Source organism: Azospirillum sp. TSH58, from assembly GCF_003119115.1.
Classification (GTDB): domain Bacteria; phylum Pseudomonadota; class Alphaproteobacteria; order Azospirillales; family Azospirillaceae; genus Azospirillum.
Map to the genome: position 1 here is coordinate 1,624,845 of NZ_CP022364.1, position 26,257 is coordinate 1,651,101.

Here is a 26,257-nt window from a genome sequence, read left to right on the forward strand (position 1 = left end):
GGGAACGATCCGCCGTGTCCGAGGCCGTGACCAAGATTGCCAAGCCGATGCTCGCCGCCCTCGCCGGCGAGGTGCGTTCGCGCCCGCCCTTCTGGCTGATGCGCCAGGCCGGCCGTTACCTGCCGGAATATCGGGAATTGCGCGCCAAGGCCGGCAGCTTCCTGGACATGTGCTACAACCCGGACCATGCGGTGGAGGTGACCCTGCAGCCGCTGCGCCGCTACGACATGGACGCGGCGATTCTGTTCTCCGACATCCTGGTGGTGCCGCACGCGCTGGGCCAGCCGCTGGCCTTCCTGGAAGGCGAGGGGCCGAAGCTGGACCCTGTGAGAAGCGTGGAAGACCTCAAGCGCCTGTCGCGCGACCGGTTCCACGAGCGGCTGGAGCCGGTCTACGAGACCGTCCGCCGCCTCTCCAGCGCGATTCCGGCGCACACCACGCTGATCGGCTTTGCCGGGGCTCCCTGGACCATCGCCTGCTACATGGTCGAGGGAGCCGGGTCCAAGGAGTACGCGCATGTCAAGCGCTGGGCCTACGGCGACCCCGCCGGATTCGGCGCGCTGATGGATCTGCTGGTCGAGGTGACCGCCGATTACCTGTGCACCCAGATCGAGGCCGGGGCCGAGGTCGTCCAGCTTTTCGACAGCTGGGCGGGTGTCCTGCCGGCCGGAGAATTCCGCCGCTGGGTGATCGAGCCGACGCGGCGGATCGTGGATCTCATCAAGGCGCGCCACCCCGCGATTCCGGTCATCGGTTTCCCGCGCGGTGCGGGCCTCTCCTATGAGGCCTACGTGGTGGGCAGTGGGGTGGATGCCGTCGGGCTCGACACCACCGTCCCGGTGGCTTGGGCGGCCGGGAATCTGCAATCCAGATTGCCGGTGCAGGGCAACCTCGACCCGATCATGCTCGCCGCCGGTGGCGAGGCCCTGCGGACCGCCGCGTGGGAGATTCTGGAGGCGCTCGCCGGCAAGCCCTTCGTCTTCAATCTGGGCCATGGCGTGATCCAGACCACGCCGCCGGACCATGTCGCCGAGCTGGCCCGTCTGATCAAGGACTGGCCGAACCGCGGCTGAGGCCCCGGCAGGTTAAAAAAGCGCGCAACAGGAAGGGAAGGGGAGACCGGTGCTTTATCTCTGGGTCAAGGCTCTGCACGTCATCAGCATCATCGCCTGGATGGCCGGGCTTCTCTATCTGCCGCGGCTGTTCGTCTATCATTGCGAGACGGCGCCGGGCTCCGAATCCTCGGAACGGTTCAAGGTGATGGAGCGCCGCCTGCTGCGCGCCATCATGAATCCGGCGATGGGTGCTGCCTATCTCTTCGGAATCGCGATGATCGTGATGGAGCCGGCCTGGATGAAGCAGGGCTGGCTGCACGCCAAGCTGCTGTTCGTGTTGGCGCTCACCGGCACGCACATGATGATGGCGCGCTGGCGCAAGGACTTCGAGGCGGACCGCAACACCCGCCCGCAGCGCTTCTTCCGCATGTGGAACGAGGCGCCGACCCTGCTGATGATCGGCATCGTCATCTTCGTGATCGTGAAGCCGTTCTGACGGGATGGGGCGGTGGTCAGCCCCGCCGCCCCATCACCCGGCGGGTGACCGCCTTCTCCGCCTCCACCGCCAGGAAGATCGCCAGACCGGCCGCCGTCATGGCCACCCACTGGGTCCAGTCCACCGCCGCCGTGCCGAACAGGCTCTGCAGGGGCGGGGCGTAGGTGAAGGCGAGCTGGAAGACCAGCATCAGGCCGATGGAGATCCACACCGGACGGCTGCCGAACAGCCCCTGCCGGTTCAGCACCGAGGCGGTGACCGCCCGCGCGTTCAGCAGGAAGAAGATCTCCCCCATCACCAGGGCGTTGACGGCCATGGTGCGGGCGACCGGCGTGGGGTCGCCGTGCCCTTCGTGCAGCAGGAAGAATCCGAAGCTGGTGGCGACCAGAAGCGCCATCACCAGCACCATGCGCCCGATCAGGAAGCCGGGCAGGATCGGCTCGTCCTGCGGACGGGGCGGGCGCTTCATCACCGCGGCCTCGGGAGGCTCGAAGGCCAGCGCCAGGCCCAGCGTCACCGCGGTCACCATGTTGACCCAGAGAATCTGGACCGGGGTGATCGGCAGGGTGTAGCCGGCCAGCACCGCCACCAGGATCACCAGCGCCTGGGCGCCGTTGGTCGGCAGCATGAACAGGATCGTCTTGCGCAGGTTGTCGTAGACCGTCCGCCCTTCCTCGACCGCGTGGGCGATGGAGGCGAAGTTGTCGTCGGCCAGCACCATGCTGGCGGCCTCCTTCGCGGCCTCCGTCCCCTTGCAGCCCATGGCGACGCCGACGTCGGCGCGCTTCAGGGCGGGGGCGTCGTTCACCCCGTCGCCGGTCATCGCCACCGTGTGGCCGGCCGTCTGGAGCGCGCGGACGAGGCGCAGCTTGTGCTCCGGCGTGGTGCGGGCGAAGACGTCGGCGTCGCGCGCCACGGCGACCAGCGCCGCGTCGTCCAGCCGGTCCAGGTCGGTCCCGGACACGGCGTCGCCCGACAGGTTGAACCGACGCCCGATGGCCTGGGCGGTGCCGGCGTGGTCGCCGGTGATCATCTTGACGCGGATTCCCGCCGCCTGGCACTGGGCCACCGCCGCCACCGCCTCCTCGCGCGCCGGATCGATGAAGCCGCACAGGCCGAGCAGGGTCAGCCCCTCCCGCACATCGTCCATGTCCAGCACGGTCTGGCCGGGCAAAGCGGGGCGGCCGGCGAGCGCCAGCACGCGCTGGCCGCGCGTCGCCAGATCCTCCACCCGCGCCAGCCAGCGGGCGGCGTCCAGCGGCGCGCTGCCGCCGTCCGCGGCCCGTACGTGCGTACACATGGACAGCACGCGCTCCGGCGCGCCCTTGACGTACAGCAGCCCGTGGCCCTCATGGTCATGGTGCAGGGTGGCCATGAACTTGTGTTCGGATTCGAAGGGGATGACGTCGGTGCGCGGACGGCGGGCGGCCTCCTCCCGCGCGTCCAGCCCGGCCTTCATGCCCAGCGCCAGCAGGGCGCCGTCGGTCGGGTCTCCGGCCACCGTCCAGCCGCCGCTGCCGTCCCCGCCATCCTCGCCGCGCTGCAGCTCCGCGTCGTTGCACAGCAGGGCGGCGCGGGCCAGCTCGGTCAGGACGGGATCGGCGGCGGGGTCCAGGGCGGCGCCGTCGCGGCGGAACTCGCCTTCGGGGCGGTAGCCGGTGCCGGTCACCGCGCAATCGCCCGCCGCGGTCACCACGGTCTGCACGACCAGCTCGTTGCGGGTCAGCGTGCCGGTCTTGTCGGAGCAGATGATCCCGACCGAGCCCAGCGTCTCCACCGCCGGCAGGCGGCGGATGATGGCGTTGCGCCGGGCCATGCGGGTGACGCCGATGGCCAGCGTGATGGTCATCACCGCCGGCAGCCCTTCCGGGATCGCCGCCACCGCCAGACCGACCGCGGCCATGACCATGTCCGCCCAATGCTCCCCCTGGACCAGCGAGCCGTAGAGGAAGGTCAGCGCGGTCAGCGCCAGGATGCCGATGGTCAGCCAGCGGCCGAAGACGGCCATCTGGGCGAGCAGCGGCGTGGTCAGCTCCTCCACGCCCGCCAGGAGCGTGCCGATGCGCCCCAGCTCCGTCCGGTCCCCCGTGGCCACCACGACGCCGGAGGCCTGTCCCTGGGCCACCAGCGTGCCGGAATAGGCCATGCCGCCGCGCTCCGCCAGGGGAGCGTCCACGGCCACCGCGTCGGCGCTCTTGGCGACCGGCACGGATTCCCCGGTCAGCGCCGCCTCCTGCACGCGCAGGCCCTTGACCCGGACCAGCCGTAGATCCGCCGGCACCTTGTCGCCCGAGGCCAGAAGGACGCGGTCGCCGGGCACCAGATCCTCCGCCGGAACGGTCACCTGATGGCCGCCGCGCAGCACCACCGCCTGTGGCGACAGCATGTTGCGGATGGCGTCCAGCGCCTGCTCCGCCTTGCCTTCCTGGACATAGCCGATGGCGGCGTTGATCAGCACCACGCCGGCGATCACCGCGGCGTCGACGAACTCGCCGAGCAGGACCGTGACGATTCCCGCGCCGATCAGCACATAGATCAGCAGGTTGTCGAACTGGGCCAGGAAGCGCATCAGCGCCGACCGCCGGGGCGGCGGGGTCAGCCGGTTCGGACCGTACCGGTGCCGGCGGCCGGCCGCCTCCTCCGGGGTAAGCCCGTCGTCGGGGCTGTCCAGCGCGGCCAAGGCCTGGTCCGGAGGCTGGGCGTGCCAGGGCAGGGGGTCGGTGGAGGCTTCGGGAGCAACGATGGTTCCGGTTCCGGAACGGTCATGCGGGCTCATGATGTCAACCAAACCGTTTCTGTCCTGAACGCCCAGGTCGTGCCCTGGTGGCCTGGATAACAGGGGATGCGGCATCATGACCCGGACGAGGTGATCCGGACAGGGACGCGCAAGATTCCGCCCCGTTTCCAAGAATTCGCTTTCATTTGACTTGCAGACGGCGTTCCGCTAACCATCTTTCCCACCACGGGGCGGCAAGCCTCGCGGGCACCCATCCCACATCCGCCGTTCCGTCCCTCCCCAACGATCTGGGCGCGACGTCCGACAGGCATTCCCAGCCTTCAGCGCCGTCCGACGCTCAACCGACGCACCCTGCGCCGGCCCGGGACCTCTGGCACTCCCCCTCGCATGACCGATTCCCTTAAGGCACCCCCATGCATCTCCAAGAGCTGAAGTGCAAGAGCCCCGCCGAACTGCTGGCGTTCGCCGAGGAACTGCAGATCGAGAACGCCAGCACGCTGCGCAAGCAGGACATGATGTTCGCCATCCTCAAGCAGCTGGCGGAAAACGATGTTCCGATCTACGGCGACGGCGTGCTCGAGGTTCTTCAGGACGGCTTCGGGTTCCTGCGCTCGCCGGAGGCCAACTATCTTCCCGGCCCCGACGACATCTACGTCAGCCCCAGCCAGGTGCGCCGCTTCGGCCTGCGCACCGGCGACACGGTCGAAGGGCAGATCCGCGCGCCCAAGGACGGCGAGCGCTACTTCGCCCTTCTCAAGGTCAACACGATCAACTTCGATGCGCCGGACAAGGTCCGCCACCGCATCAACTTCGACAACCTGACCCCGCTCTACCCGGAAGAGCGGCTGCGCATGGAAGTCGACGACCCGACCAAGAAGAACTACACGGGCCGCATCATCGACCTCGTGGCGCCGCTGGGCAAGGGCCAGCGCGGGCTGATCGTCGCCCCGCCGCGCACGGGCAAGACCGTGATGCTGCAGAACATCGCCCATTCCATCGCGACCAACCACCCGGAAGCCTACCTGATCGTCCTGCTGATCGACGAGCGTCCGGAAGAGGTGACCGACATGGCCCGCTCCGTGCGGGGCGAGGTCATCAGCTCCACCTTCGACGAGCCGGCGACGCGCCACGTCCAGGTCGCCGAGATGGTCATCGAGAAGGCCAAGCGCCTGGTTGAGCACAAGCGCGACGTGGTGATCCTGCTGGACTCCATCACCCGTCTGGCCCGCGCCTACAACACCGTCGTTCCCTCCTCGGGCAAGGTGCTGACCGGCGGTGTCGACGCCAACGCGCTGCAGCGCCCGAAGCGCTTCTTCGGTGCCGCCCGCAACATCGAGGAGGGCGGCTCGCTGACCATCATCGCGACCGCGCTGATCGACACCGGCAGCCGCATGGACGAGGTGATCTTCGAGGAGTTCAAGGGCACCGGCAACTCGGAGATCGTGCTGGACCGCAAGCTCTCCGACAAGCGCACCTTCCCGGCCATCGACATCTCCAAGTCGGGCACCCGCAAGGAGGAGCTGCTGGTCGACAAGGGCACCATCTCCAAGATGTGGATCCTGCGCCGCATCCTGATGCCGATGGGCGTGACCGACGCGGTGGACTTCCTGGTCGACAAGCTCAAGCACACCAAGTCGAACTCGGAATTCTTCGAGTCCATGAACCAGTAGTCGAGGATTGTCTCTCCCCCCGTCCGGTCGAAGGGCGGGGGAGGGCACGAAAAAAGGCGGGAGGCCCCGTGGAGCCTCCCGCCTTTTGTTTGTCCGAAACCGATGGCCCGGATCAGGACGGTGCTGTCAGAACCGCGTCATCAGAACGGCGACTGCGGGGCCTCTTCGGCCTGGGCCTGCTGGCCGGCGGTCTGGCGGCGGTACAGGTCGACGAAATCGATCGGGTTGATCATCAGCGGCGGGAAGCCGCCGTCCTGGGTGCAGCCGGCGACGATGGCGCGGGCGAACGGGAAGAGCATCCGCGGCGCCTCGATCAGCAGCACCGGGCGGTGATGCTCCTGCGGCAGGCCCGGAAGCTGGAACAGGCCGCCGTACGCGACCTCGACCAGGAAGGCGGTCGCCTCGGCCTGCTTGGCCTCGCAATGCAGCTTCAGCACGACCTCGTAGACGTCCTCGCCCATCGGCTGAACCTGCACGTCCACGCCGATGTTGACCTGCGGCTGCGGCTGGCCGGGCAGCAGGCTCTGCGGGGCGTTGGGGTTCTCGAAGGACAGGTCCTTCACATACTGCGCCAGCACATGCATCGGCAGCGACGAGGCGGCTTCCTGATCTTGACCGTTGATCTGCTGATCGGACATGGACAACTCCTGGCCGCTGGGCGGCATCACGATGGAAAGGTCTTCAAGACCCGCTGGCTAGCACGGAACCGCGGGCTCCACAAAGTGAAACCGGTGCGTTTCACCCGCGGTCGTTGCGGTGGGGCGAACCGGGCGGCGCCCAGCGGGAGTCACCCAGCTTGGGCATGTCGTCGGGCCCGTCGCGGTCCGCCGGACCGGCGCTTCCCGGACGGCCGCCGTCGGGGTCGACCTCCTGGTAATCGACGTCGATCACGCCCGGCGGCGGGCGGTTGCGCGGGTGGCCTTGGGGGCCGCCCTCCGATCCGGCGGGACCGCCGCTGCTCCAGGTCCGTCCGCCCATCCGTCCGCCCATCTGGTAGGACGCGACCCCCTTCATACGGTCGAACAGCCAGCGGCCCAGGGCGTTGCGGATGGGGCGCACGAACAGCAGGATTCCGACGATGTCGGTCAGGAAGCCGGGGATGATCAGCAGCAGGCCGGCGACGACGACGCAGAAGCCCTCGAACACCGCGCCGACCGGGCTCTCGCCGCGCTCCGCCGCCTGCTGAGCGCGCTTCAGGACGGACAGGCCCTGCCAGCGGATCAGCACGGACCCGAGAATGGCGGACAGGATCACCAGCCCGACCGTCGGGCCGGCGCCAATCCAGTCACCGACCTCGATGAAGGTCGCGATTTCCGCGATCGGCAGCAGAAGGAACAACAGCAACAGTGGATTCATGGCCGTCCTTGCTCTTTCAACCCCAAGGGCCTATCTACACCAGGGTACGCACCCGATCTTTGGTTGGAAGAACAGCTCCGGCACGGGTCATCGGGTGGAATCCTCGGCGGAGAGAGCGAGCAGGGACTTGGTCCCGGCACCGTTCCGGTACACTTAATGCTCACCCGCCGAAGGGTCCAGTAGTGGATCAAGCGGGGCCGGTGTTTTCGGGGCCGGCCTTCAGTCACCCGGAAGGATGGATGATGGGAGATGGGTTTGTGTTCGTCGAGATCCTGATCTTCGCGATGATCGCGGCGTTTCTCGTGTACCGGCTGCGCAGCGTGCTCGGCCGCCGCACCGGTGAGGAGCGTCAGCGGCCGAACCCCTTCACGGCCCGCCCCAACAACCAGCCGGACAACGTGGTGGCGATGCCCAACCGCGAGCGGCCTGTGCCGAACGCCGCGCCGTCGCCCGACGAGCCGGTGTCGCTGGCCACCGCGCTGGAGCAGATCAAGGCCGCCGACCCCAGCTTCGACGAGAAGTATTTCCTGCAGGGCGCCCGCGGCGCCTTCCAGATGATCGTGGAGGCCTTTGCCAAGGGCGACACGGCCACCCTGCGCCCGCTGCTCTCCGACGAGGTCTACGACAACTTCGCCCGCGCGGTGCGCGAGCGCCAGGCGGCGGGCGAGACGCTGGAGACCCGCATCGAGACGATCACCGACGCCGACGTGGTGGAGGCCCGCATGGACGGCCGCACCGCGCTGGTCACCGTGAAGTTCGTGTCGGAGCAGATGAACGTCGTGCGCAACAGCGCCGGCGCTGTGGTGGACGGCGATCCCAACGCCGTGGTCGAGGCCGTGGACGTCTGGACCTTCGCCCGCAACACCCGGGCCAGCGACCCGAACTGGTCGCTCGTCGAAACCCGCACCCCTCAATGACCGATCGGTTCTGATGCTCTCTCTTCCGGTTGTTCGTCTCAGCGCCGCGGCAGTCCTTGCCGCGGCGTTTCTCATTGGCTGCGAGCGGAAGGAGGAGGAGGCCAAGGCGCCGCCGCCCCCGCCGCCCGAGAAGCTGGTCCTCACCCCCGTCGCCTTCAGCGCGCTGCCCGGCTGGAACGCCGACCGCGTGGCGGAGGCCGTCCCGGCCTTCCAGCGCTCCTGCGCGAAGGTCAGGGCGCTGGCCGCCGACCGCTCCATCGGCCCGGACGGGGTCGGCGGCAAGGCGGCGGACTGGCAGGGCCCTTGCGCCGAGCTGGCCAAGCTGCCGCCCGGCGACGATGCCGCGGCACGCGCCTATTTCGAGACGTGGTTCACCCCCTACGCCGCGGCCAACAACGCCGAGCGGCGCGGCCTCTTCACCGGCTATTACGAGGTCGAGCTGAAGGGCAGCCGGACGGCGGACCCGGCCTTTCCGGTGCCGCTCTACAAGCGTCCGGCCGATCTGGTGATGGTCGATCTCGGCGAGTTCGCCGACCGCTGGAAGGGCGAGCGCATCGCCGGGCGCGTCACCGCGGGCCGGCTGAAGCCCTTCGAGGACCGCGCGGCCATCGAGGCCGGCGCGCTGAGCGGCAAGGGGCTGGAACTGGTCTGGCTGCAGGACCCCATCGCCACCTTCTTCCTGCACATCCAGGGATCGGGCCGCGTCAGCTTCCCCGACGGGACCGAGACGCGCGTCGGCTACGCCGCCCAGAACGGCCACAAATACGTAGCCATCGGGCGGGAGCTGATCGACCGCGGCGCCCTGAAGCGGGAGGAGGTGTCGCTCCAGACCATCCGCGCTTGGCTCCAGGCCAACCCCGGCGAGGCGGCGGCGCTGATGAACAAGAACCCCTCCTACGTCTTCTTCCAGGAGCTGAAGGGGGAGGGGCCGAACGGCGCCCAGAACGTCGCCCTGACGCCGGGACGCAGCCTCGCCATCGATTCCAAGTTCCTGCCCTACGGCGTGCCGGTCTGGCTGGACGCCGAGGACCCGCTGGACGCCCGGACGCCGCTGCGCCGCCTGCTGATCGCCCAGGACACCGGCGGCGCCATCCGCGGCCCGGTCCGCGGCGACGTCTTCTGGGGCCACGGTCCGGAGGCGGAGGCGAAGGCCGGCGTGATGAAAAGCGCCGGGGAATACTACGTCCTGCTGCCCAAGACGGTCGCCCCGGCGAGCTGACCGCCGCCTGTTTCCCCCCGCCGAGGAACCGAAGCGCAGCGGCTTCGGTTGTGTCAACCACCGCCGATCTTGGTCGTTCTGGCCAACGGCGGCTCTGGTTGACACACGGGGGGAGGGGGCCATGACCCCGCTCGAACGCCAAATCGACAGGCTCAATGAAATCGAAGGGCTGGCGCGGCTCGGCTACGCCGCGCGCGGCCTCGTCTATCTGATCGTCGGCTGGTTCGCCGTCACGGCGGCCTATGGCAGCAACCGGCCGACCGACACCAAGGGCGCGCTGGTCGAGCTGTTCCAGCACCCCTTCGGCTCCGTCCTGCTGGCGCTGACCGCCCTTGGTCTGGCCGGCTACGCGCTGTGGCGGGTCATGCAGGCGGTGCTGGACGTCGATCATGCCGGGACCTCGCCCAAGGGGCTGGTGGTCCGCGCCGGCTTCGCCGTCGCCGGGGTGATCCACGCCGGTCTGGCGGTCTTCGCCATCAAGCTTCTGGCCGGGCGCGGCGGGGGCAGCGGCGATGGCGAGGCGGCAGCGCACGACTGGACGGCGTGGCTGCTCACCAAGCCGATGGGCCGCGTCCTGGTCGCCGCGGTGGGGGCCGCCATCATTGGCGCGGCCATCGCCCACGCCGTCAAGGCCTACAAGGCCAGCTTCCGCCGTGAACTGGACGCCGACCCGAACACCATGAAGGTGATCTGCCCGATCGGCCGCTTCGGCTTCGCCGCCAAGGGGCTGGTCTTCGCGGTGGTCGGCAGCTTCTTCATGGTGGCGGCGTGGCAGTCGGACTCGTCGGAGTCCGGCGGGCTGCTCAAGGCTCTGCAGTTCCTTCAGCAGCAGCCCTACGGTCCCTGGCTGCTCGGGGTGGTGGCCGCCGGGCTGTTCGCCTTCGGCGCCTTCAGCGTTGTCCAGGCCGTCTATTGCCGCATCGACGGCGAAGCGGCGGAGCGGCAGATCCGCGCCATGGTGTGACCAGGGCACCGGACCGGAAAGGCCGGGCCAAAAGGAAAGGGCGCCGGGGGTTTCCCCGGCGCCCTTCTGTCTCAGGCCGACGTTTCAAGCCGACGTTTCAAGCCGATGTTTCACGTGGATCGTCTGCCGAGCCTCACCCCTGGGTGATCATCGGGCCGAGGCGGCGACCGGCGAAGACGTGGATGTGCAGGTGCGGAACCTCCTGGTTCGCATCCTCGCCGCAGTTGGACAGGATGCGGTAACCGGGCTCGGCGGCGCCGGCGCCGCGGGCAACCTCGCCAACCGCGCGGAACAGGCCGGCGATCTCCGCCTCCGTCGCGCGGGCGCTGAAATCGTCCATATCGACGTAGGCGCCCTTCGGGATCACCAGGATGTGCGTCGGGGCCTGCGGGTTGATGTCGTGGAAGGCCAGCGCGTGCTCGGTCTCCAGGACCTTCTTGCACGGGATCTCGCCGCGCAGGATGCGGGCGAAGACGTTGTTGGGATCGTAGGTCTTGGCCATCGCGTCGTTTCCCCTTCCGCCTTGAACTTCGTTAAGCCTTGCGCGCCTTCTTCTCGGCGATGCCGCTGGTGCCCTCGCGCTGGGCCAGCTTCTCCCACACCTCGGCGGGCTCCAGACCGGCGTCGGCCCACAGCACCATCAGGTGATAGAGCAGGTCCGCCGATTCCGAGGCCATCGCCGCCTTGTCGCCGCGCACCGCCTCGATGACCGTTTCCACCGCCTCCTCGCCGACCTTCTGGGCGATCTTGGCGGTGCCGCGGTGGAACAGCTTGGCGGTGTAGGAGGTCTCCGGATCGGCGCCCTTGCGCGCCTGGACGGTGGCGTAGAGCCGGTCCAGGACCTCGGCGTTGACGGCCTTCTTGTCCTCAGACATTGGACGCCTCCACCCTGCGCGCCGGGCGCACCGGGATGCCGGCGTCGGCGAGCGCCGCCTTGGCCTGTCCGATGGTGTAGGTGCCGAAATGGAAGATGGAGGCCGCCAGGACCGCCGTGGCGTGGCCTTCGCGGATGCCCTCCACCAGATGGTCCAGCGTGCCGACGCCGCCGGACGCGATCACCGGAATGCGCAGGCCGTCGGCCACCTTGCGGGTCAGGGCGAGGTCGAAGCCGCTCTTGGTGCCGTCGCGGTCCATCGAGGTCAGCAGGATCTCGCCGGCGCCGTAGGACTCCATGCGCTTGGCCCATTCGATGGCGTCGATGCCCGTGGCCTTGCGCCCGCCGTGGGTGAAGATCTCCCAGCGGCCCGGCTCGACCTGCTTGGCGTCGATGGCGACGACGATGCACTGGGCGCCGAACTTCTCCGCCGCCTCCTGCACGAACTCCGGACGGTGGATGGCCGCGGTGTTGATCGACACCTTGTCGGCGCCGGCCAGCAGCAGCTTGCGGATGTCCTCGACCGTGCGCACGCCGCCGCCGACGGTCAGCGGCATGAACACCTGCTCGGCGGTGCGGCGCACCACGTCGTAGATGGTGTCGCGGTTCTCGTGGCTGGCCGTGATGTCGAGGAAGGTCAGCTCGTCCGCCCCCTCCCGGTCATAGACGCGGGCCTGCTCCACGGGGTCGCCGGCGTCGATCAGATCGACGAAGTTGACCCCCTTGACGACCCGCCCGTCCTTGACGTCCAGGCAGGGGATGACGCGCATCTTGAGCATCAGCCGGCCTTTCCGGTGACGGGGGCGGGGGAGAGCAGGTCGAGCGCCGTCTTCGGATCGATGCGCCCGTCGTAGAGCGCGCGGCCGCAGATGACGCCCTGGATGCCGGTGTCCTCCTCCTTCTTCAACGCGATCAGATCGTCGATGGAGGAGACGCCGCCCGACGCGATCACCGGGGTGGTCAGGTGGAAGGCGAGGTCGGAGGTCGCCTCGACGTTCACGCCGCCCATGGCGCCGTCGCGGTTGATGTCGGTGTAGATGATGGCGGCCACACCGCTGTCCTCGAACTTCAGCGCCAGATCCAGCGCCTTGATGGTCGAGGTCTCGGCCCAGCCGGCGACGGCCACGTAGCCCTCGCGCGCGTCGATGCCCACCGCGACCTTGCCGGGGAACTCCTTGCAGGCCTCGCGGACCAGCTCCGGCTCGCGCAGGGCGACGGTGCCGAGGATGACGCGGCTGACGCCCTTCTCCAGCCACATGGCGATGGTCTTCAGGTCGCGGATGCCGCCGCCCAGCTGCACCGGGATGGTCACGGCGCCCAGGATGCTCTCGACCGCCTTGCCGTTGACCGGCTTGCCCTCGAAGGCGCCGTTCAGATCGACCAGATGCAGCCATTCGAAGCCCTGGCTTTCGAACAGGCGGGCCTGGTCGGCGGGTTCGGTGTTGAAGACGGTCGCCTGGCTCATCTCGCCGCGCAGCAGCCGAACGCAGGCACCGTCTTTGAGGTCGATGGCGGGATAGATGATCATCGCGGTGTCTCGTCCTATGGCGTGTCGTGAAGCGTGTCGGGGGTGAGGTCTTTCACATAGAAATGTCCGGCCAGCCTGTTGCCGTCCACCAGCGCATAAAAGGGATGCGTGCCCCAGCGCTTGAAGCCCAGATCCTCGTACAGCGCGATGGCCGCGCTCTGGGTCTCGCGCACGTCGAGGTTCAGCACGCGGAAGCCGGACGCCCGCGCCTCCTCCTCCACCGCCACGGTCAGGCGGCGGGCCAGCCCGTGGCCGCGCGCCCAGGGGGCGACGAAGCTGGTGGTCAGGGTGGCGGCGTGGGCCTGCGCCTCGTTGTTGCGGGCCGGCTTGACGAGCTGGGCGGAGCCGGCGATGACGCCGTCCAGCCGGCCGACGAACAGGATGCGCTCCGGCACCACCAGAACGCCCTTCCAGTAGCGTTCCATGATCTCGCGGGCGGGCGGCGCCACCCAGCCGAAGCCGCCCCCCGCCTTCACGGCGTCGTCGGCGGCGTCGCACAGGTCGTGCAGGTCGCCGGTCTTCAGCGTGTCGATGCGTTCGACCGTGACGTCGGCCATGGTCAGACCCGCCAGGTCAGGAAGTTGGCGACCAGGGCGAGGCCGGTCTCCTGGCTCTTTTCCGGGTGGAACTGGGTGCCGACCAGATTGTCGCGCCCGACCACCGCGGCGAAGGGTCCGCCGTAATCGGCGCTGGCGATCACGTCCTCCGGCCGCTCCACGGCGAAGCGGTAGGAGTGGACGAAATAGGCGTGCGCCCGCTCCGGCAGCCCGGCCAGCAGCGGATGCTCCCGCCGCACGTCCAGCTCGTTCCAGCCCATGTGCGGGATCTTCAGCGCCGGGTCGGCGGGCTCCAGCCTCACCACCTCGCCCTTGATCCAGCCCAGCCCCTCGGTCACGCCGTATTCGCGCCCGCGTTCCGCCATCAGCTGCATGCCGACGCAGATGCCCAGGAAGGGGCGGCCCTTGCCGTGCACCACCTCGTCCAGCGCGTCGAGCATGCCGGGGACCTCCGACAGGCCGCGCTTGCAGTCGGCGAAGGCGCCCACGCCCGGCAGGACGACGCGGTCGGCCTTGCGCACGGCGTCGGCGTCGGAGGTCACCAGGACCTGGAAGGAGGCGTGGCACTCCGCCGCCGCGCGCTCCAGAGCCTTGGCGGCGGAACGCAGGTTGCCGGAGCCGTAATCGATCAGCGCAACGGTTTCCATGAAACGAGGACCTTCAGGAGAGACCCGGCCTTTTCGGCGCAGCCGGTATTTCAGAGTTCGAAGCCGCCGGTTTTTTTAGAGGGAGCCGCCCAGCGTCCCCTTGGTGGAGGGCACGGCGTCGCGCTTGCGCGGGTCGATTTCGATCCCGGCCCGCAGCGCGCGGGCAAGCGCCTTGTAGCAGCTTTCCACGATGTGGTGGTTGTTCTCGCCATAGAGGCATTCGACGTGCAGCGTCACGCCCGCGGCCATGGCGAAGGCCTGGAACCACTCGCGGAACAGCTCGGTGTCCATGTCGCCGATCTTGTCGCGGCTGAAGGACACCTTCCAGATCAGGTAGGGCCGGTTGGAGAAGTCCAGCGCGACGCGGGTCAGCGTCTCGTCCATCGGGATGTAGGCGTGGCCGTAGCGCTGGATGCCCTTGCGGTCGCCCAGCGCCTTCGCCACCGCCTGTCCGATGGCGATGCCGCTGTCCTCGGTCGTGTGGTGGGCGTCGATGTGCAGATCGCCCTCCGCCGCCACCGACAGGTCCATCAGGCTGTGGCGCGACAGCTGCTCCAGCATGTGGTCGAGGAAGCCGACGCCGGTCTTCACGTCATAGACGCCGGTGCCGTCCAGATTCACGGCGACCCGGATCCGGGTTTCGGTGGTGTTCCGCTCGATCGAGGCGCGGCGGACGCCATTGGCAAGGCTCTGGTCCATGAGTCCGGGTTTTATCAGGAAGCGCGCGGGCGCGCCAGTGGCGCAGCCTCCGAAAACGCCTATGACCGTCGGTCGCGATGCCGCATAATGCGTGTGTGCTCATCACCGTGCACACGTTCAACGCGCATAATGGGATATGCCACCGGACATGCCGACGCCCGGACGCCTTTTCCCGGCCCTCGCCGCCCTTCTGGCGCTGGCCGCCTGCATGGGCGGGGACCTGCCGCAGACCCGCAAGGCGCCGCCCGTCGCCCGCGGTTCGACGGAGCCGGTCCGCTTCGACGGCCTCTCGCTCGGCTCCATGCGTCGGGGCATGGTGACGGGACGCTATGTCTGGGCGCTGGAGTGCTGGCCGCCCTACGAGGACGTCCATTGGACCAGCGGGCGCAGCCTGCACGAGAACTCCACCTTTCAGGAGCGTTTCGCCGAGGTTCTCGCCGACGCCGGCTACGACGTGGCGGGCGTCCAGGGCAGCGACTACGAGGCGGAGTTCGACCGCAAGCGCGCCCGCTACATCCTGCGCGGCGACCTGCGCGCGGTGAACAGCGACCTGTGCCGCCGCCGGAGCTGGCTGACCGGCCGCAGCGAGGGCGTGTCGGGCGTCGGCAGCCTGCGGGTGGACTGGGCGGTCTACGACGCCGTGACGGGCCGGCTCGTCCACCGCGTCACCACCACCGGTGTCGCCCGCAAGGACAGCGGCGTGCCGCAGGGCGACGTTCTGCTGATCGAGGAGGCCTTCGGCACGGCGGTGGAGGCGCTGGGCGCCGACCCCGGCTTCCGCGCCGCGGTGTCGCGGGGCGGGGCGATAGCGTCAAGTGGCCCCGCCATAGTGTCAAGTGGCCGGGGGGGAGTGTCAACCGCCCCCCAGAGAGCGTCAAGTGTGGCCCCGGTAGTGTCAAGTGGGGTGGCGGGTGTGTCAAGTGCGCCCCCGGATGCGTCAAGTGGCCCGGCTGTGGTGTCAACCGCGGCGGTCAAATCTGTGATGGTCGATCCCGGCGGCGCCTCCGCCGGACCGGCTCCCTTCCTGGAGGAAGCCCGCCCTCCAACCCTGATCCTGCGCGTCGCCGACCCGCTCCAGGGCTACGCCGACGACCCCGCCGCCCGCGTGTCCGCCGCCACGGTTCGCGTCGGGCCGGAGGAACGCAAGGGCCGGGGGATCGTGCTGGGGGAGCTGGACGGCCAGTCGCTTCTGCTGACCCTCGACGCCGGGCTGGACGCCACCGTCACCGTCGCGCCCTCCCGCGGTGTCGTGCTGGACGGGACGGTCATGGCGCGCGACGTTCCGGGCGGCATCGCCCTGGTCCGCGTGCCGGCGCGGCTGCGCGCGGCCCCGCTGCGGCTCGGTGACCCGGCGGTCAGCGAGCCGGTGATGGCGGTGCTGAGCCGTGGCGACGACACGGCGGCGGGCATCCTGGCGGCCCGGCGCGCCGACCCGCAGGCGGCGCCGGGGGTGGAGGCCACGCTGCTCCAGGCCGACCTGACCGGGCCGGACCCGGCGCCGGGCGATCCGCTGGTCGACGAGGCTGGCAACCTGCTGGGCGTGGCCCGTTCGGGTCCGCTGCCAAGCGGCGCGCACGGCCTGTCCGCCTTCGTCCCGGTGATGGAGGCGCTGGCCCGCCTGGGGGTGGAGGTGACGCAGCTCTCCCCCCGGTCAATTCCGTCCCGTGGGATACCGGCCCATGACGCCAGACTTGACGGGACCCGCCGTCCCCCCACATAGACCCGTGTTCCGATGTGCCTATGTCGGCCGGCGTCGCGCCGGGCCGTTCGGGCACGGGCGATCCTTCCTTCGAACACGGTCCCGATGACTTCCCACGATCCCATCCAGTGGCACGGCACCACCATCCTCTCGGTCCGCAAGAACGGGCAGGTGGTCATCGCCGGCGACGGCCAGGTGTCCGTCGGCCAGACGGTCATGAAATCGAACGCCCGCAAGGTGCGCTGGCTCGCCGGCGGCACGGTGATGGGCGGCTTCGCCGGCGCCACCGCCGACGCGCTGACCCTGTTCGAGCGGCTGGAGACCAAGCTGGAGAAGCACCCCGGCCAGCTCCTGCGCGCCTGCGTGGAGATGGCCAAGGACTGGCGCACCGACCGCTACCTGCGCCGGCTGGAGGCCATGATGGCCGTGGCCGACCGCAACGTCAGCCTGATCCTGACCGGCAACGGCGACGTGCTGGAGCCGGAGGACGGCCTGATCGGCATCGGCTCCGGCGGCGCCTACGCCCTGTCGGCGGCGCGCGCGCTGGTCGACGTCGATGGTCTGGACGCGGAGGCCGTGGCCCGCAAGGCGATGAAGATCGCCGCCGGCATCTGCGTCTACACCAACGAGAACGTCACGCTCGAAAAGCTCTAACCCTCAGACCGGGTCCCACGCCATGTCCGCCCCCAGCACCGCCCCGAGCATCGCCGCCGCCACCGCCGCCTTCAGCCCGCGCGAGATCGTCTCCGAACTCGACCGCTACATCGTCGGCCAGCACGAGGCCAAGCGCGCGGTCGCCATCGCGCTGCGCAACCGCTGGCGCCGCCAGCAGCTCCCCGAGGGGCTGCGCGAGGAGGTTCTGCCCAAGAACATCCTGATGATCGGCCCGACCGGCGTCGGCAAGACGGAGATCGCCCGCCGCTTGGCGAAGCTGGCCCAGGCGCCCTTCCTGAAGGTCGAGGCGACCAAGTTCACCGAGGTCGGCTATGTCGGCCGCGACGTCGAGCAGATCGTCCGCGATCTGGTGGAGGCCGCCATCGGCCTGACCAAGGAGCGGCTGCGCAAGGAGGTCGCCGCCAAGGCCGAGCTGCGCGCGGAGGAGCGCGTGGTGGACGCGCTGTGCGGCGAGAACGCCAGCCCGGAGACGCGGCAGAAGTTCCGCAAGATGCTGCGCGAAGGCACGCTGAACGACCGCGAGATCGAAATCCAGGTGGCCGACACCGCCGGCGGCCTGCCGACCTTCGACATCCCCGGCATGCCGGGCGCCCAGATGGGCATGCTGAACCTGAACGACCTCTTCGGCAAGGCGATGGGCGGGCGCACCAAGTCCCGGCGCATGAGCGTCGCCGAGAGCTACACCGTTCTGATGGCGGAAGAGTCGGACAAGCTGCTCGACCAGGAAAAGGTCGTTTCGGAAGCGATCCAGGCGGTCGAGCAGAACGGCATCGTCTTCCTCGACGAGATCGACAAGATCTCCGCCCGTTCCGACTACAAGGGCGGCGCCGACGTCAGCCGCGAGGGCGTGCAGCGCGACCTGCTGCCGCTGATCGAGGGCACGACCGTCAGCACCAAGCACGGCGCGGTGAAGACCGACCACATCCTGTTCATCGCCTCGGGCGCCTTCCACCTGTCCAAGCCGTCGGACCTGCTGCCGGAGCTTCAGGGCCGCCTGCCGATCCGCGTCGAGCTGAAGGCGCTGGAGCAGGACGATTTCCGCCGCATCCTGACCGAGCCGGAAGCCAGCCTGATCAAGCAGTACAAGGCGCTGCTGAAGACCGAGGAGGTCGATCTCGTCTTCACCGACGACGCCATCGACGAGCTGGCCCGCCTCGCCACCGAGATCAACGCGACGGTGGAGAACATCGGGGCGCGGCGCCTGCACACCGTCCTGGAACGGCTGCTGGAGGACATCAGCTTCACCGCCAGCGACAAGGCCGGCCAGACCGTGACCATCGACGCGGAGACCGTCCGCGCCCAGGTCGGCGGCCTCGCCAAGAACGCCGACCTGTCGAAGTTCATTTTGTAAGCCGTCATACGGTGCCGCGGGGCGGTCCCCCGCGGCGCTTTTCCCCACCCGCCTTGATCGGCGGCCCGGCTGGCCTTAGGATGGCCGGCGTCTCACCACGGCAGGATGCGCAGAACGATGGATTTCAACCCGACCGCAACGTCCGTTCGTTTCGTCTTCGGGGAAATCCGCATCCATGCCTGCTTCCATCACACCGCCCGCCATCACCCTGGCGAACCTGTCCTGGTCCACGCCTGACGGGCGCACCGTCCTATCCGACATCAGCCTTGGGTTCGGCCTTGAACGGACCGGGCTCGTCGGTCGCAACGGCACTGGGAAATCGACCCTTCTCAAGCTGATGACGGGCGCGTTGCGTCCGCAGTCCGGGACGGTGTCCGTCCGCGGCAGCCTGGGTATCCTGCGTCAAAACCTGTCCGTGGGGCCGGACGATACCGTCGCCGGGCTGTTCGGCGCGACGGCCATGCTGGAGCTGCTGCGCCGCGCCGAGCGGGGCGACGCGGACGCCGACGCGCTGGCCGAGGTGGATTGGACGCTGGAAGGCCGCATCCGGTCGGCGCTCGGCCGGGTGGGTCTGGATGCGGAGCCCGAGACGCCGCTGACGCGCCTGTCCGGCGGGCAGCGCACGCGCGCCGCCCTGGCGGCGGCGATCTTTCCGGAGCCCGATGTCCTGCTGCTGGACGAGCCGACCAACGATCTCGACCGCGAGGGGAGGGAGGCGGTCATCGGTCTGCTGGTCTCCTGGCGGGTCGGGGCGGTGGTGGTCAGCCACGACCGCGACCTGCTCGACCGCATGGACGCCATCGTCGAGCTGACCTCCCTCGGCGCGACCCGCTATGGCGGGAACTGGAGCCAGTACCGCGCCGGCCGGGCGCTGGCTCTCGACGCCGCCCGCCACGATCTGGCGGACGCCGAGAAACGCGTGGCGGAGGCGGCCCGGACGGCGCAGGCCACCGCCGAACGGAAGGCGCGAAAGGACCGGGCGGGGCAGCGGAAGGCGGCGAAAGGCGATCTGCCACGCATCCTCCTCGGCGGGCGGAAGGAGCGCAGCGAGGCCACCGGCGGCGACAACGCCCGCCGGGCGGCCCAGCAGAAGGCCGACGCGCTCGACGCCGTGACCGCCGCCCGCGCGCGCATCGAAGTCCTTCAGCCGCTGTCGGTCGTCCTGCCGCCCACCGGCCTTCCGCCCGGCCGGACCGTGCTGACGCTCGACGGCGTCACTGGCGGCTATGAAGCGGGGAGGCCGGTCGTCCGTGACCTGTCCTTCACCATCACCGGGCCGGAGCGCGTCGCCATCACCGGACCCAACGGGTCCGGCAAGACGACCCTGCTGGGGCTCGTCGCGGGCCACCGTTCCCCCTGGTCCGGGACGGTCCGCGTCCTTGCCGGCGCCGTCATGCTCGACCAGCGGGTGAGCCTTCTCGATCCGTCGGGGACGATCCTGGACAATTTCCGGCGTCTCAACCCGCGGGAAGGAGAAAACGCCTGCCGGGCGTCGCTGGCCCGCTTCATGTTCCGCGCCGACGCCGCGTTGCAACGCGTGTCGACCCTCAGCGGCGGGCAGACGCTGCGCGCCGGCCTCGCCTGCATCCTCGGCGGTGCGGTCCCGCCGCCCCTCCTGATCCTGGACGAGCCGACCAACCACCTGGACATCGATTCCATCGAAGCGGTGGAAGCCGGGCTGCGCGCCTACGACGGGGCGCTGCTGGTGGTCAGCCACGACGACGCCTTCCTCGACGCCATCGGGATCACACGCCGGCTGGACCTCACCAGTCGGTCAGGAAGCGGTCCTTCGGCAGGTGGATGACCACCGAGGTGCCGGCCCCCTCCAGCGAGCGGATCTCCAGACGGCCGCCGTGCCGTTCCACCAGCGACTTGGCGATGGACAGGCCCAGCCCGATGCCCTCGAACCGGCGGGCCAGCGAGGAATCGCCCTGGAAGAAGGGCTGGAAGACGGTTTCCAGACGGTCCTCCGGGATGCCCGCCCCGCTGTCGAACACCTCGGCCACCAGGGCGCCCGCGGAATCCACGCGGGCCGACACGCCGATGCGCCCGCCCTCCGGCGTGAACTTGATGGCGTTGGACAGGAGGTGCAGCAGCACCTGTTTCAGCGCCCGCGGGTCGGCCAGCAGGGGCGGCAGCTCGCTGGCGATGTCGGCCTCGACCTGCAGCTTGCCGCGCTCCGCCCGCTTGGCGACCAGACGGACGCAGGACACCACCACGTCGCGGAAATCGCAGAGCGACTCCTCCAGATCCACCTGACCGGCCTCGATGGTGGCCATCTCCAGCAGGTCGTTGATGTTGGCCAGCAGCAGCTCGCCCGACCGTTTGATCTCCGCCGCGAAGGTGACGTACATGGGGTTTTCCAGCGACCCCAGCATCTGCTGGTGGATCACGTCGGCGAAGCCGAGGATGCCGTTCAGCGGCGTGCGCAGCTCGTGGCTCATGTTGGCGAGGAAGGCGGTCTTGGCGCGGTTGGCCAGCTCCGCCGCCTCCTTGGCCTCGATCAGCGCCTGCTCGGCGGCCTTGAAGGCGCTGAGGTCGCGCAGCATCGCGACGAAGACGTGGAATCCCGGCAGATCGATCTCCGACAGGGAGAGCCAGACGACCATCCGGCTGCCGTCCCGCCGGAGGACGGTCACCTCCCGCCCCACGCCGATGACCTGCCGGACCCCCGTCTCCCTGTAGCGGCGCATGTGGTCGCCGTGCTGCGCGGCCTCCTCCGGCGGCATCAGGACGGCGATGTGCCGGCCGGTCAGCTCGTCCGGGCTGTAGCCGAGAAGCAGCTCCGCCGCCTGGTTGGCGGCCAGGATGACGCCGCGGGCGTCCACGGTCAGGATGGTTTCGACCGCCTGTTCCACGATGGCGCGGTTGCGCGCCTCGCTGCGCTGGAGTTCCTCGTCGGCGGCGCGGGCGGTCGTCACGTCCTCCATCACCGCGGCCAGCGCCCGCACCCGCCCGTCGGGGCCGTGCAGGCAGGACGGGCGCATGGCGGCGCGCATCACGCCGCCGTCGGCGCGCAGGAAGCGCTTTTCGAAGGGCTGCGGCGCTGCTTCGCCCCGCACCACCCGGTCGAAGCGCAGGCTTTCCCACGCCCAGTCCTCCGGATGGGTGACGTCGGCCAGATGACGGCCGGCCATGTCCTGGGGGCTGTATCCCAGGTTGTCCGCGAAGGCGGGGTTGGCGGCCAGAATGCGCCCGTCCGGCGCGGCCACGATCATGCCGACCGACGCGCTGTCGAAGATGGAACGGAACAGGGCGTCCGTGACGCCGTCCCCCGGCATCATGGACCCGACCTCGGCGGTCATACGATAATCCCGTCTGGTCAAGCCTGGATTCGGGGTTTCCCGGATCGGATGGTAAGGGATTTGGCGCGGTGAAAGCGAACGCGAAACGTCCGGCTGCCTATGCCGAAGGTGCGACCGATTAACCCACAAGGCAATTCAGGGCGTTACGCGGCGTTCCCGTCCTATCGGCGGCGGGGAGCCGCCCGCCGCCGCACCGCCGCGCCGCCGCGGGCCGGCGCCTCGTCCAGCAGAAGCAGCAGCCGGTCCAGCGTGCCGTCGTCCAGGTCGTGGATGCGCTCGGCCAGACGGTTCGCCAGCTCGGTCGCCTTCGGGTTGAGCCCGGCGGTGTCCACCGTCACGCGCGGGTGCGACAGGTCGGCCAGCCGCTCCAGCTCCTCCGCCTCGTCCCAGATGATGCCGAAATAGGCGCAGATCTGCCGGACGAGCTGGGGCGAGGGCTGGCCCCGCTTGCCATGCTCCAGCGCCGACAGATAGGCCGAGGAGATGTGCAGGTCCGCCGCCATCTGCTTGAGCGTCACGCTCTTGCCCTCGCGCAGCGCGCGGACCCGTTCGCCGAAGGGTGTCATGGCGGCCCCGTCCTATCGGTGATGGTCGCGCCGCCGCTTGACGAGGACGTACAGCGCCCCCTCGCCGCCGTGCCGGGGCTGCGCCGGGCGCACCGCCAGCACCATCGGGCGCAGGGAGGCGTCGGCCAGCCAGCGCGGCACCGACTGGCGCAGCACGCCGGCCCCGCCGGTGTAGGTGCCCTTGCCGGTGATGACCAGCACGCAGCGCCGCCCCTCGTGCCAGGCGCGGTGGACGAAGCCGGACAGGGCGCCGTGGGCCTGGGCCTGGCTCATCCCATGCAGGTCGATGCGCCCGTCGATCTCCATCTCGCCGCGCGCGAAGCGGTCGGCGGTGCGGCGGTCGATGTTGTCGAGGTTGCCGACCTTCAGCGGCGGCTGCGACGGGCGCCCGCCCTTCGGCACGCCGCCGCGCGGCGGCAGGGTGGGGGGCGGGGAGGCGGTGGTGGCGACCGGTTCCGGCTCGCCCGCCGGGGCGGCGGGAGGATCGGGGTCCTCGACGATCCGGCCCGGCATCGGCTCCGCGTCGCGCATGGCGATCCGCCACAGGCGCCGCTCCTCGGTGGAGACCGAGCGGCGGCGGCTCATGGCAGGGACCTCGGCGCGGCCCGTCCGGGTGCGCGGGTCGAAGGGCGGGGCGGATCAAACACGGTTATGCAGGGGGCTGGGCACGGGTTCCGGCACGGACGATTCTCCGATAAACCCTTGAACGCTCAGCCGTGTCAATCCTCCACCAGCAGAATGTGGAGGCGCCGCGGCCCATGGGCGCCCAGCTCGATCCGCATCTCGATGTCGCCGGTCCGCGACGGCCCGGTGATGAAGTTGACGGTGCGGGGCAGGGCGCCGTTTCCGCCATCCGTGCCCCCGGCCGCGCGCAGCCGGTCCCAGGCGTCCTCCATGGTGCCGACGATCTGGCCGCGCCGCAGCACGACGATGTGGGTGTCGGGCAGGAAGTTCAGCGTGGTCGGTCGTTCCGCTCCCGAAAGGAGCATCAGCGAGCCGGTTTCCGCCACCCCGGCGAAGGCGCCGGTCAGCGACGCGCCGTCGCTGTCGCGCGCCCGTCCCCTGGTCACGGTCAGGGTTGGGCGCTGGTCCCAGGGGATGGAGTCCAGGGCGGCGTCCGGGGCGATGCGGACCTCGGCGGGCAGGTTCAGCCCGGCCAGATAGTCGGCCACCGCCCCCGGCACCTCGGCCATCCCGCCCAGCAGCTCCACGGTGGCGGAGACCTCGGTCGCCATGGCGGCGAACAGCTCGACCTGCCGGTCGTGGGGATGCTGGGCGCGGGCCGGGATCAGGTTGCGCGGGTGGGTGGCGAGCCTTTGGCGCGCCTCCTCGGAGCCCTCGGCGGACTTCAGCGCCTTGCGGATGCCGCCCAGGATCTGGGCGCGGGCGGAGCTGGTGTCGGCCATGGTCAGCGCGTCCCCTTCTTTTCGGCCGAATTCTTCTCGGCCCACATCTGCTGGAAGGTTCGGCCCTCCGGCGCCGGCATGTCGCGGTGCTGCGTCCAGCCCCGGGCCAGCGGCAGGCTGGCGAAGCGCCCCTTGCCGCGGCCCAGGGCCCCCAGCGCCCGCACCGCCATGCGGGTGGCCGCGTGGTACAGCGCCGGGCGCCGCGCGAACCAGCCCCACAGGGCCAGCCCCCGGCGCATGGCGGCGGGCTGGAGATTCTGTTCGAACTCCTTCTCCCGCCAGTGGCGCATCATCTTGGGCAGGGGGATGCGCATCGGGCAGACCGCCTCGCACCGTCCGCAGAAGGTCGAGGCGTTGGGCAGGTGCCCGGCCTCCTTCACCCCGAGCAGGGCCGGCTGCATCACCGACCCGATCGGCCCCGGATAGACCCAGCCGTAGGCGTGCCCGCCGACCGAGCCATAAACCGGGCAATGGTTCATGCAGGCGCCGCAGCGGATGCAGCGCAGCACGTCCTGGAACTCGGTGCCGAGCAGCGCCGACCGCCCGTTGTCGAGCAGAACGACGTGGAACTCCTCCGGCCCGTCGAGGTCGCCGGGGCGGCGCGGCCCGGTGGAGAAGGTGGTGTAGGCCGACGCCTCCTGCCCGGTGGCGGAGCGCGCCAGCAGGCGCAGCACCAGCGCCGCGTCCTCCAGCGTCGGCACCACCTTGTCGATGGTGGCGATCACCACATGGACGCGGGGCAGGATCTGGGTCAGGTCGCCGTTGCCCTCGTTGGTGACGATGACGGTGGAGCCGGTCTCCGCCACCATGATGTTGGCCCCGGTGATGCCGACGTCGGCCTGCTGGAACTTGCGGCGCAGCACCTGCCGCGCCTCGGCGATCAGCACCTTGGGCTCGTCCAGCACGCGGTCCGCCGGCAGGTCGGTGTGGGCCTGGCGGAAGGTGCCCTCCACGTCCGTCTTGGACAGGTGGAAGGCCGGGGCGATGATGTGGCTGGGCGGCTCGCGGCGGAGCTGGATGATGTACTCGCCGAGGTCCGTCTCGATGGGGGTCAGGCCGTTGGCCTCCAGATGGTCGTTGATCCCGATCTCCTCGGAAATCATCGACTTGCCCTTGGTGACGGTCTTCGCCCCGACCTTGCGGCAGATGCCCAGGATGGCGTCGCGCGCCTCCTGGTCGGTGCGGCACCAGTGCACATGGCCGCCCTGCTCGGTGACCTTGCCCTCGAAGGCCTCCAGGTAGGTGTCGAGGTTGGCCAGCACGTGGTTCTTCAGGTCGCGGCCCTGGTCGCGCAGAGCCTCGAACTCCGGCAGCCGGTCGGCGGCTTGGCGGCGGCGGTTGACGAAGCCGGCCGGCGCGATGGCCAGGACCTTCTGAAGCCGCTCGTCGCTCAGCGCCTTGCGGGCGTTCTCGGGAAAGGCGTGGGTGGTCGGCTGCATGGCGTTATGCCTTCTCGCCAATCGGGGGGGTGTCGGTGACGCCGGCCAGCACCTCCGCGACATGGCGGACGCGGACGGCGGAGCCCTCGCGCTTCAGCTTGCCCGCCATGTTCAGCAGGCAGCCCATGTCGCCGGCCAGCAGCGTGTCGGCCTTCGTCTCCTTGATGTCCGCCGTCTTGGCCTCGACCATGCGGTTGGAGATGTCCGGGTACTTGACGCAGAAGGTGCCGCCGAAGCCGCAGCAGACCTCCGCCCCCGGAAGCTCGTTCAGCGTCAGCCCCTCGACCTTGGCCAGCAGGCGGCGCGGCTGTTCCTTGACGCCCAGCTCGCGCAGGCCGGAGCAGCTGTCGTGGTAGGTGATGGTGCCGTCGTAGCGCGCGCCGGTGTCCGTCACCCCCAGCACGTCGGTCAGGAAGGACACCAGCTCGTGGGTGCGCGCCGACAGGTGGCGGGCGCGGGCCGCCCAGGCCGGATCGTCGGCCAGAAGCTCCGGGTAATGCTTGCGGATCTGCCCGGCGCAGGAGCCGGATGGGACGACCACGTGATCGAACCCCTCGAAGGCGGCGATGGTGCTGCGGGCGAGATCGCGCGCGGTGGCGCGGTCGCCCGCGTTGAAGGCGGGCTGGCCGCAGCAGGTCTGGGAGGCCGGAACCTCGACCGTGCAGCCGGCGTCCTCCAGCAGCTTCACCGCGGCGAAGCCGACCGTCGGGCGGTAGAGATCGACGAGGCAGGTGACGAACAGCCCCACTCGGGGGGCGGGGCGGGTGTCGGCCATGGTGTCCTGTTCTTCTTGTGTGCTTGTCCCCTCACGGTGGCGACTGTAGGTCGTCCCGCCGGGGATGGCAACGGGCCGGGCCGGCGGCGTCCGGTCGCGGCCCGTCTGAAAAACACCCCTTGGTTGCAAAAATAAGAAGAAAAGAAAATCAAACAGAAAGTGAAACAAACAATACGAAAAACGCGCCTCCTATTTCCAAAAACATGGGAAAAGTTTTTACCGAATTGAAATCTAAATTCACATATTTTCCGTATACGAGGACAGGCCGGCTGATCGTTTCGGTCATGGGTCTCTGCTGAAGGTTGTATCGATTATCGTGCGA

26 protein-coding genes are annotated in these 26,257 nt (G+C 69.7%); 10 read left to right on the top strand and 16 right to left on the bottom strand.

Features of this window, described 5'->3' with window-relative positions; genetic code table 11:
• Window positions 1–47: 47 nt before the first annotated feature.
• Together hemE and hemJ are read left to right on the top strand one after the other, a co-directional pair.
• Complete coding sequence (hemE, locus tag TSH58p_RS11190) at window positions 48–1,073, top strand: uroporphyrinogen decarboxylase (protein WP_109070012.1); 1,026 nt, start codon at window positions 48–50, stop codon at window positions 1,071–1,073.
• 49 nt (window positions 1,074–1,122) lie between these two features.
• Window positions 1,123–1,551 (top strand): protoporphyrinogen oxidase HemJ, encoded by a 429-nt coding sequence (gene hemJ, locus TSH58p_RS11195; protein ID WP_038530217.1) that lies wholly within the window; start codon window positions 1,123–1,125, stop codon window positions 1,549–1,551.
• 16 nt (window positions 1,552–1,567) lie between these two features.
• Here the strand turns inward: hemJ and TSH58p_RS11200 are convergent, their stop codons facing one another.
• Window positions 1,568–4,327: a cation-transporting P-type ATPase gene (locus TSH58p_RS11200; RefSeq protein ID WP_109069957.1), complete on the bottom strand. Its 2,760-nt coding sequence runs from the start codon at window positions 4,325–4,327 to the stop codon at window positions 1,568–1,570.
• 374 nt (window positions 4,328–4,701) lie between these two features.
• Between TSH58p_RS11200 and rho the strand changes: the two genes are divergently transcribed.
• Window positions 4,702–5,958 (top strand): transcription termination factor Rho, encoded by a 1,257-nt coding sequence (gene rho, locus TSH58p_RS11205; RefSeq protein WP_109069958.1) that lies wholly within the window; start codon window positions 4,702–4,704, stop codon window positions 5,956–5,958.
• A gap of 140 nt (window positions 5,959–6,098) precedes the next feature.
• Here the strand turns inward: rho and secB are convergent, their stop codons facing one another.
• Window positions 6,099–6,596, bottom strand: a complete 498-nt coding sequence (secB, locus tag TSH58p_RS11210) for a protein-export chaperone SecB (protein WP_035670309.1) — start codon at window positions 6,594–6,596, stop codon at window positions 6,099–6,101.
• Between the two features lie 100 nt (window positions 6,597–6,696).
• Window positions 6,697–7,314: an FxsA family protein gene (locus TSH58p_RS11215; protein WP_109069959.1), complete on the bottom strand. Its 618-nt coding sequence runs from the start codon at window positions 7,312–7,314 to the stop codon at window positions 6,697–6,699.
• Window positions 7,315–7,556: 242 nt separating this feature from the next.
• Here TSH58p_RS11215 and TSH58p_RS11220 point away from each other — a divergent pair, with 242 nt between their 5' ends.
• From TSH58p_RS11220 to TSH58p_RS11230, 3 genes are all read left to right on the top strand, one after another.
• A complete protein-coding gene (locus TSH58p_RS11220) occupies window positions 7,557–8,231 on the top strand; it encodes a Tim44/TimA family putative adaptor protein (protein ID WP_162600053.1) in 675 nt (224 codons plus the stop codon).
• A gap of 13 nt (window positions 8,232–8,244) precedes the next feature.
• Window positions 8,245–9,450, top strand: a complete 1,206-nt coding sequence (locus tag TSH58p_RS11225; protein ID WP_109069961.1) for a murein transglycosylase A — start codon at window positions 8,245–8,247, stop codon at window positions 9,448–9,450.
• 121 nt (window positions 9,451–9,571) lie between these two features.
• On the top strand, window positions 9,572–10,414 hold the full coding sequence (locus tag TSH58p_RS11230; protein WP_109069962.1) for a DUF1206 domain-containing protein: 843 nt from the start codon (window positions 9,572–9,574) through the stop codon (window positions 10,412–10,414).
• 133 nt (window positions 10,415–10,547) lie between these two features.
• Here TSH58p_RS11230 and TSH58p_RS11235 read toward each other — a convergent pair whose 3' ends face one another.
• From TSH58p_RS11235 to hisB, 7 genes are all read right to left on the bottom strand, one after another.
• Window positions 10,548–10,916: a histidine triad nucleotide-binding protein gene (locus TSH58p_RS11235; RefSeq protein ID WP_109069963.1), complete on the bottom strand. Its 369-nt coding sequence runs from the start codon at window positions 10,914–10,916 to the stop codon at window positions 10,548–10,550.
• Between the two features lie 31 nt (window positions 10,917–10,947).
• On the bottom strand, window positions 10,948–11,289 hold the full coding sequence (locus TSH58p_RS11240; protein ID WP_109069964.1) for a phosphoribosyl-ATP diphosphatase: 342 nt from the start codon (window positions 11,287–11,289) through the stop codon (window positions 10,948–10,950).
• Window positions 11,282–12,067 carry an imidazole glycerol phosphate synthase subunit HisF gene (gene hisF / locus TSH58p_RS11245; RefSeq protein WP_109069965.1) on the bottom strand — a complete coding sequence of 262 codons (786 nt, stop codon included), beginning with the start codon at window positions 12,065–12,067 and terminating at the stop codon, window positions 11,282–11,284. The genes TSH58p_RS11240 and hisF overlap by 8 nt, the downstream gene beginning before the upstream one ends.
• On the bottom strand, window positions 12,067–12,816 hold the full coding sequence (gene hisA, locus TSH58p_RS11250; protein ID WP_109069966.1) for a 1-(5-phosphoribosyl)-5-[(5-phosphoribosylamino)methylideneamino]imidazole-4-carboxamide isomerase: 750 nt from the start codon (window positions 12,814–12,816) through the stop codon (window positions 12,067–12,069). Before hisA ends, hisF begins: the two co-directional genes overlap by 1 nt.
• A 14-nt stretch (window positions 12,817–12,830) precedes the next feature.
• Window positions 12,831–13,373, bottom strand: a complete 543-nt coding sequence (locus TSH58p_RS11255; protein WP_109069967.1) for a GNAT family N-acetyltransferase — start codon at window positions 13,371–13,373, stop codon at window positions 12,831–12,833.
• Window positions 13,374–13,375: 2 nt separating this feature from the next.
• Window positions 13,376–14,020 carry an imidazole glycerol phosphate synthase subunit HisH gene (gene hisH / locus TSH58p_RS11260; RefSeq protein WP_109069968.1) on the bottom strand — a complete coding sequence of 215 codons (645 nt, stop codon included), beginning with the start codon at window positions 14,018–14,020 and terminating at the stop codon, window positions 13,376–13,378.
• A gap of 75 nt (window positions 14,021–14,095) precedes the next feature.
• Window positions 14,096–14,719 (bottom strand): imidazoleglycerol-phosphate dehydratase HisB, encoded by a 624-nt coding sequence (hisB, locus tag TSH58p_RS11265; protein ID WP_038530232.1) that lies wholly within the window; start codon window positions 14,717–14,719, stop codon window positions 14,096–14,098.
• A 148-nt stretch (window positions 14,720–14,867) separates the two neighbouring features.
• Between hisB and TSH58p_RS11270 the strand changes: the two genes are divergently transcribed.
• From TSH58p_RS11270 to TSH58p_RS11285, 4 genes are all read left to right on the top strand, one after another.
• The gene (locus tag TSH58p_RS11270; protein WP_109069969.1) at window positions 14,868–16,439 is read left to right on the top strand and encodes a S1C family serine protease; all 1,572 of its coding nucleotides are present in this window, start codon (window positions 14,868–14,870) and stop codon (window positions 16,437–16,439) included.
• A gap of 84 nt (window positions 16,440–16,523) precedes the next feature.
• Entirely contained in the window at window positions 16,524–17,072 is a 549-nt protein-coding gene (hslV, locus tag TSH58p_RS11275) for an ATP-dependent protease subunit HslV (protein WP_014238902.1), read from the top strand.
• A gap of 22 nt (window positions 17,073–17,094) precedes the next feature.
• Complete coding sequence (gene hslU, locus TSH58p_RS11280; protein ID WP_109069970.1) at window positions 17,095–18,444, top strand: ATP-dependent protease ATPase subunit HslU; 1,350 nt, start codon at window positions 17,095–17,097, stop codon at window positions 18,442–18,444.
• Window positions 18,445–18,619: 175 nt separating this feature from the next.
• Window positions 18,620–20,248: an ABC-F family ATP-binding cassette domain-containing protein gene (locus TSH58p_RS11285; RefSeq protein ID WP_109069971.1), complete on the top strand. Its 1,629-nt coding sequence runs from the start codon at window positions 18,620–18,622 to the stop codon at window positions 20,246–20,248.
• Here TSH58p_RS11285 and TSH58p_RS11290 read toward each other — a convergent pair.
• The 6 genes from TSH58p_RS11290 to TSH58p_RS11315 form a co-directional block, all read right to left on the bottom strand.
• Entirely contained in the window at window positions 20,208–21,749 is a 1,542-nt protein-coding gene (locus TSH58p_RS11290) for a PAS domain S-box protein (RefSeq protein WP_109069972.1), read from the bottom strand. The genes TSH58p_RS11285 and TSH58p_RS11290 overlap by 41 nt on opposite strands.
• A gap of 161 nt (window positions 21,750–21,910) precedes the next feature.
• Entirely contained in the window at window positions 21,911–22,315 is a 405-nt protein-coding gene (locus TSH58p_RS11295) for a helix-turn-helix domain-containing protein (RefSeq protein WP_109069973.1), read from the bottom strand.
• Between the two features lie 12 nt (window positions 22,316–22,327).
• On the bottom strand, window positions 22,328–22,900 hold the full coding sequence (locus tag TSH58p_RS11300; RefSeq protein WP_109069974.1) for a Smr/MutS family protein: 573 nt from the start codon (window positions 22,898–22,900) through the stop codon (window positions 22,328–22,330).
• Between the two features lie 134 nt (window positions 22,901–23,034).
• Window positions 23,035–23,721, bottom strand: coding sequence for a lactate utilization protein C (locus tag TSH58p_RS11305; RefSeq protein ID WP_109069975.1), 687 nt, complete (start codon window positions 23,719–23,721; stop codon window positions 23,035–23,037).
• A gap of 2 nt (window positions 23,722–23,723) precedes the next feature.
• Complete coding sequence (locus tag TSH58p_RS11310) at window positions 23,724–25,160, bottom strand: LutB/LldF family L-lactate oxidation iron-sulfur protein (protein ID WP_109069976.1); 1,437 nt, start codon at window positions 25,158–25,160, stop codon at window positions 23,724–23,726.
• Between the two features lie 4 nt (window positions 25,161–25,164).
• Window positions 25,165–25,935: a (Fe-S)-binding protein gene (locus TSH58p_RS11315; RefSeq protein WP_109069977.1), complete on the bottom strand. Its 771-nt coding sequence runs from the start codon at window positions 25,933–25,935 to the stop codon at window positions 25,165–25,167.
• Between the last annotated feature and the right edge of the window lie 322 nt (window positions 25,936–26,257).

Excerpts from the sequence above, each read along its gene's own strand:
- hemE (WP_109070012.1), top strand. The coding sequence starts at position 48 with ATGCTCGCCGCCCTCGCCGGCGAGGTGCGTTCGCGCCCGCCCTTCTGG.
- TSH58p_RS11200 (WP_109069957.1), bottom strand. The coding sequence starts at position 4,327 with ATGAGCCCGCATGACCGTTCCGGAACCGGAACCATCGTTGCTCCCGAA.
- rho (WP_109069958.1), top strand. The coding sequence starts at position 4,702 with ATGCATCTCCAAGAGCTGAAGTGCAAGAGCCCCGCCGAACTGCTGGCG.
- secB (WP_035670309.1), bottom strand. The coding sequence starts at position 6,596 with ATGTCCGATCAGCAGATCAACGGTCAAGATCAGGAAGCCGCCTCGTCG.
- TSH58p_RS11215 (WP_109069959.1), bottom strand. The coding sequence starts at position 7,314 with ATGAATCCACTGTTGCTGTTGTTCCTTCTGCTGCCGATCGCGGAAATC.
- TSH58p_RS11220 (WP_162600053.1), top strand. The coding sequence starts at position 7,557 with ATGGGAGATGGGTTTGTGTTCGTCGAGATCCTGATCTTCGCGATGATC.
- TSH58p_RS11225 (WP_109069961.1), top strand. The coding sequence starts at position 8,245 with ATGCTCTCTCTTCCGGTTGTTCGTCTCAGCGCCGCGGCAGTCCTTGCC.
- TSH58p_RS11230 (WP_109069962.1), top strand. The coding sequence starts at position 9,572 with ATGACCCCGCTCGAACGCCAAATCGACAGGCTCAATGAAATCGAAGGG.
- TSH58p_RS11235 (WP_109069963.1), bottom strand. The coding sequence starts at position 10,916 with ATGGCCAAGACCTACGATCCCAACAACGTCTTCGCCCGCATCCTGCGC.
- TSH58p_RS11240 (WP_109069964.1), bottom strand. The coding sequence starts at position 11,289 with ATGTCTGAGGACAAGAAGGCCGTCAACGCCGAGGTCCTGGACCGGCTC.
- hisF (WP_109069965.1), bottom strand. The coding sequence starts at position 12,067 with ATGCTCAAGATGCGCGTCATCCCCTGCCTGGACGTCAAGGACGGGCGG.
- hisA (WP_109069966.1), bottom strand. The coding sequence starts at position 12,816 with ATGATCATCTATCCCGCCATCGACCTCAAAGACGGTGCCTGCGTTCGG.
- TSH58p_RS11255 (WP_109069967.1), bottom strand. The coding sequence starts at position 13,373 with ATGGCCGACGTCACGGTCGAACGCATCGACACGCTGAAGACCGGCGAC.
- hisH (WP_109069968.1), bottom strand. The coding sequence starts at position 14,020 with ATGGAAACCGTTGCGCTGATCGATTACGGCTCCGGCAACCTGCGTTCC.
- hisB (WP_038530232.1), bottom strand. The coding sequence starts at position 14,719 with ATGGACCAGAGCCTTGCCAATGGCGTCCGCCGCGCCTCGATCGAGCGG.
- TSH58p_RS11270 (WP_109069969.1), top strand. The coding sequence starts at position 14,868 with ATGCCGACGCCCGGACGCCTTTTCCCGGCCCTCGCCGCCCTTCTGGCG.
- hslV (WP_014238902.1), top strand. The coding sequence starts at position 16,524 with ATGACTTCCCACGATCCCATCCAGTGGCACGGCACCACCATCCTCTCG.
- hslU (WP_109069970.1), top strand. The coding sequence starts at position 17,095 with ATGTCCGCCCCCAGCACCGCCCCGAGCATCGCCGCCGCCACCGCCGCC.
- TSH58p_RS11285 (WP_109069971.1), top strand. The coding sequence starts at position 18,620 with ATGCCTGCTTCCATCACACCGCCCGCCATCACCCTGGCGAACCTGTCC.
- TSH58p_RS11290 (WP_109069972.1), bottom strand. The coding sequence starts at position 21,749 with ATGACCGCCGAGGTCGGGTCCATGATGCCGGGGGACGGCGTCACGGAC.
- TSH58p_RS11295 (WP_109069973.1), bottom strand. The coding sequence starts at position 22,315 with ATGACACCCTTCGGCGAACGGGTCCGCGCGCTGCGCGAGGGCAAGAGC.
- TSH58p_RS11300 (WP_109069974.1), bottom strand. The coding sequence starts at position 22,900 with ATGAGCCGCCGCCGCTCGGTCTCCACCGAGGAGCGGCGCCTGTGGCGG.
- TSH58p_RS11305 (WP_109069975.1), bottom strand. The coding sequence starts at position 23,721 with ATGGCCGACACCAGCTCCGCCCGCGCCCAGATCCTGGGCGGCATCCGC.
- TSH58p_RS11310 (WP_109069976.1), bottom strand. The coding sequence starts at position 25,160 with ATGCAGCCGACCACCCACGCCTTTCCCGAGAACGCCCGCAAGGCGCTG.
- TSH58p_RS11315 (WP_109069977.1), bottom strand. The coding sequence starts at position 25,935 with ATGGCCGACACCCGCCCCGCCCCCCGAGTGGGGCTGTTCGTCACCTGC.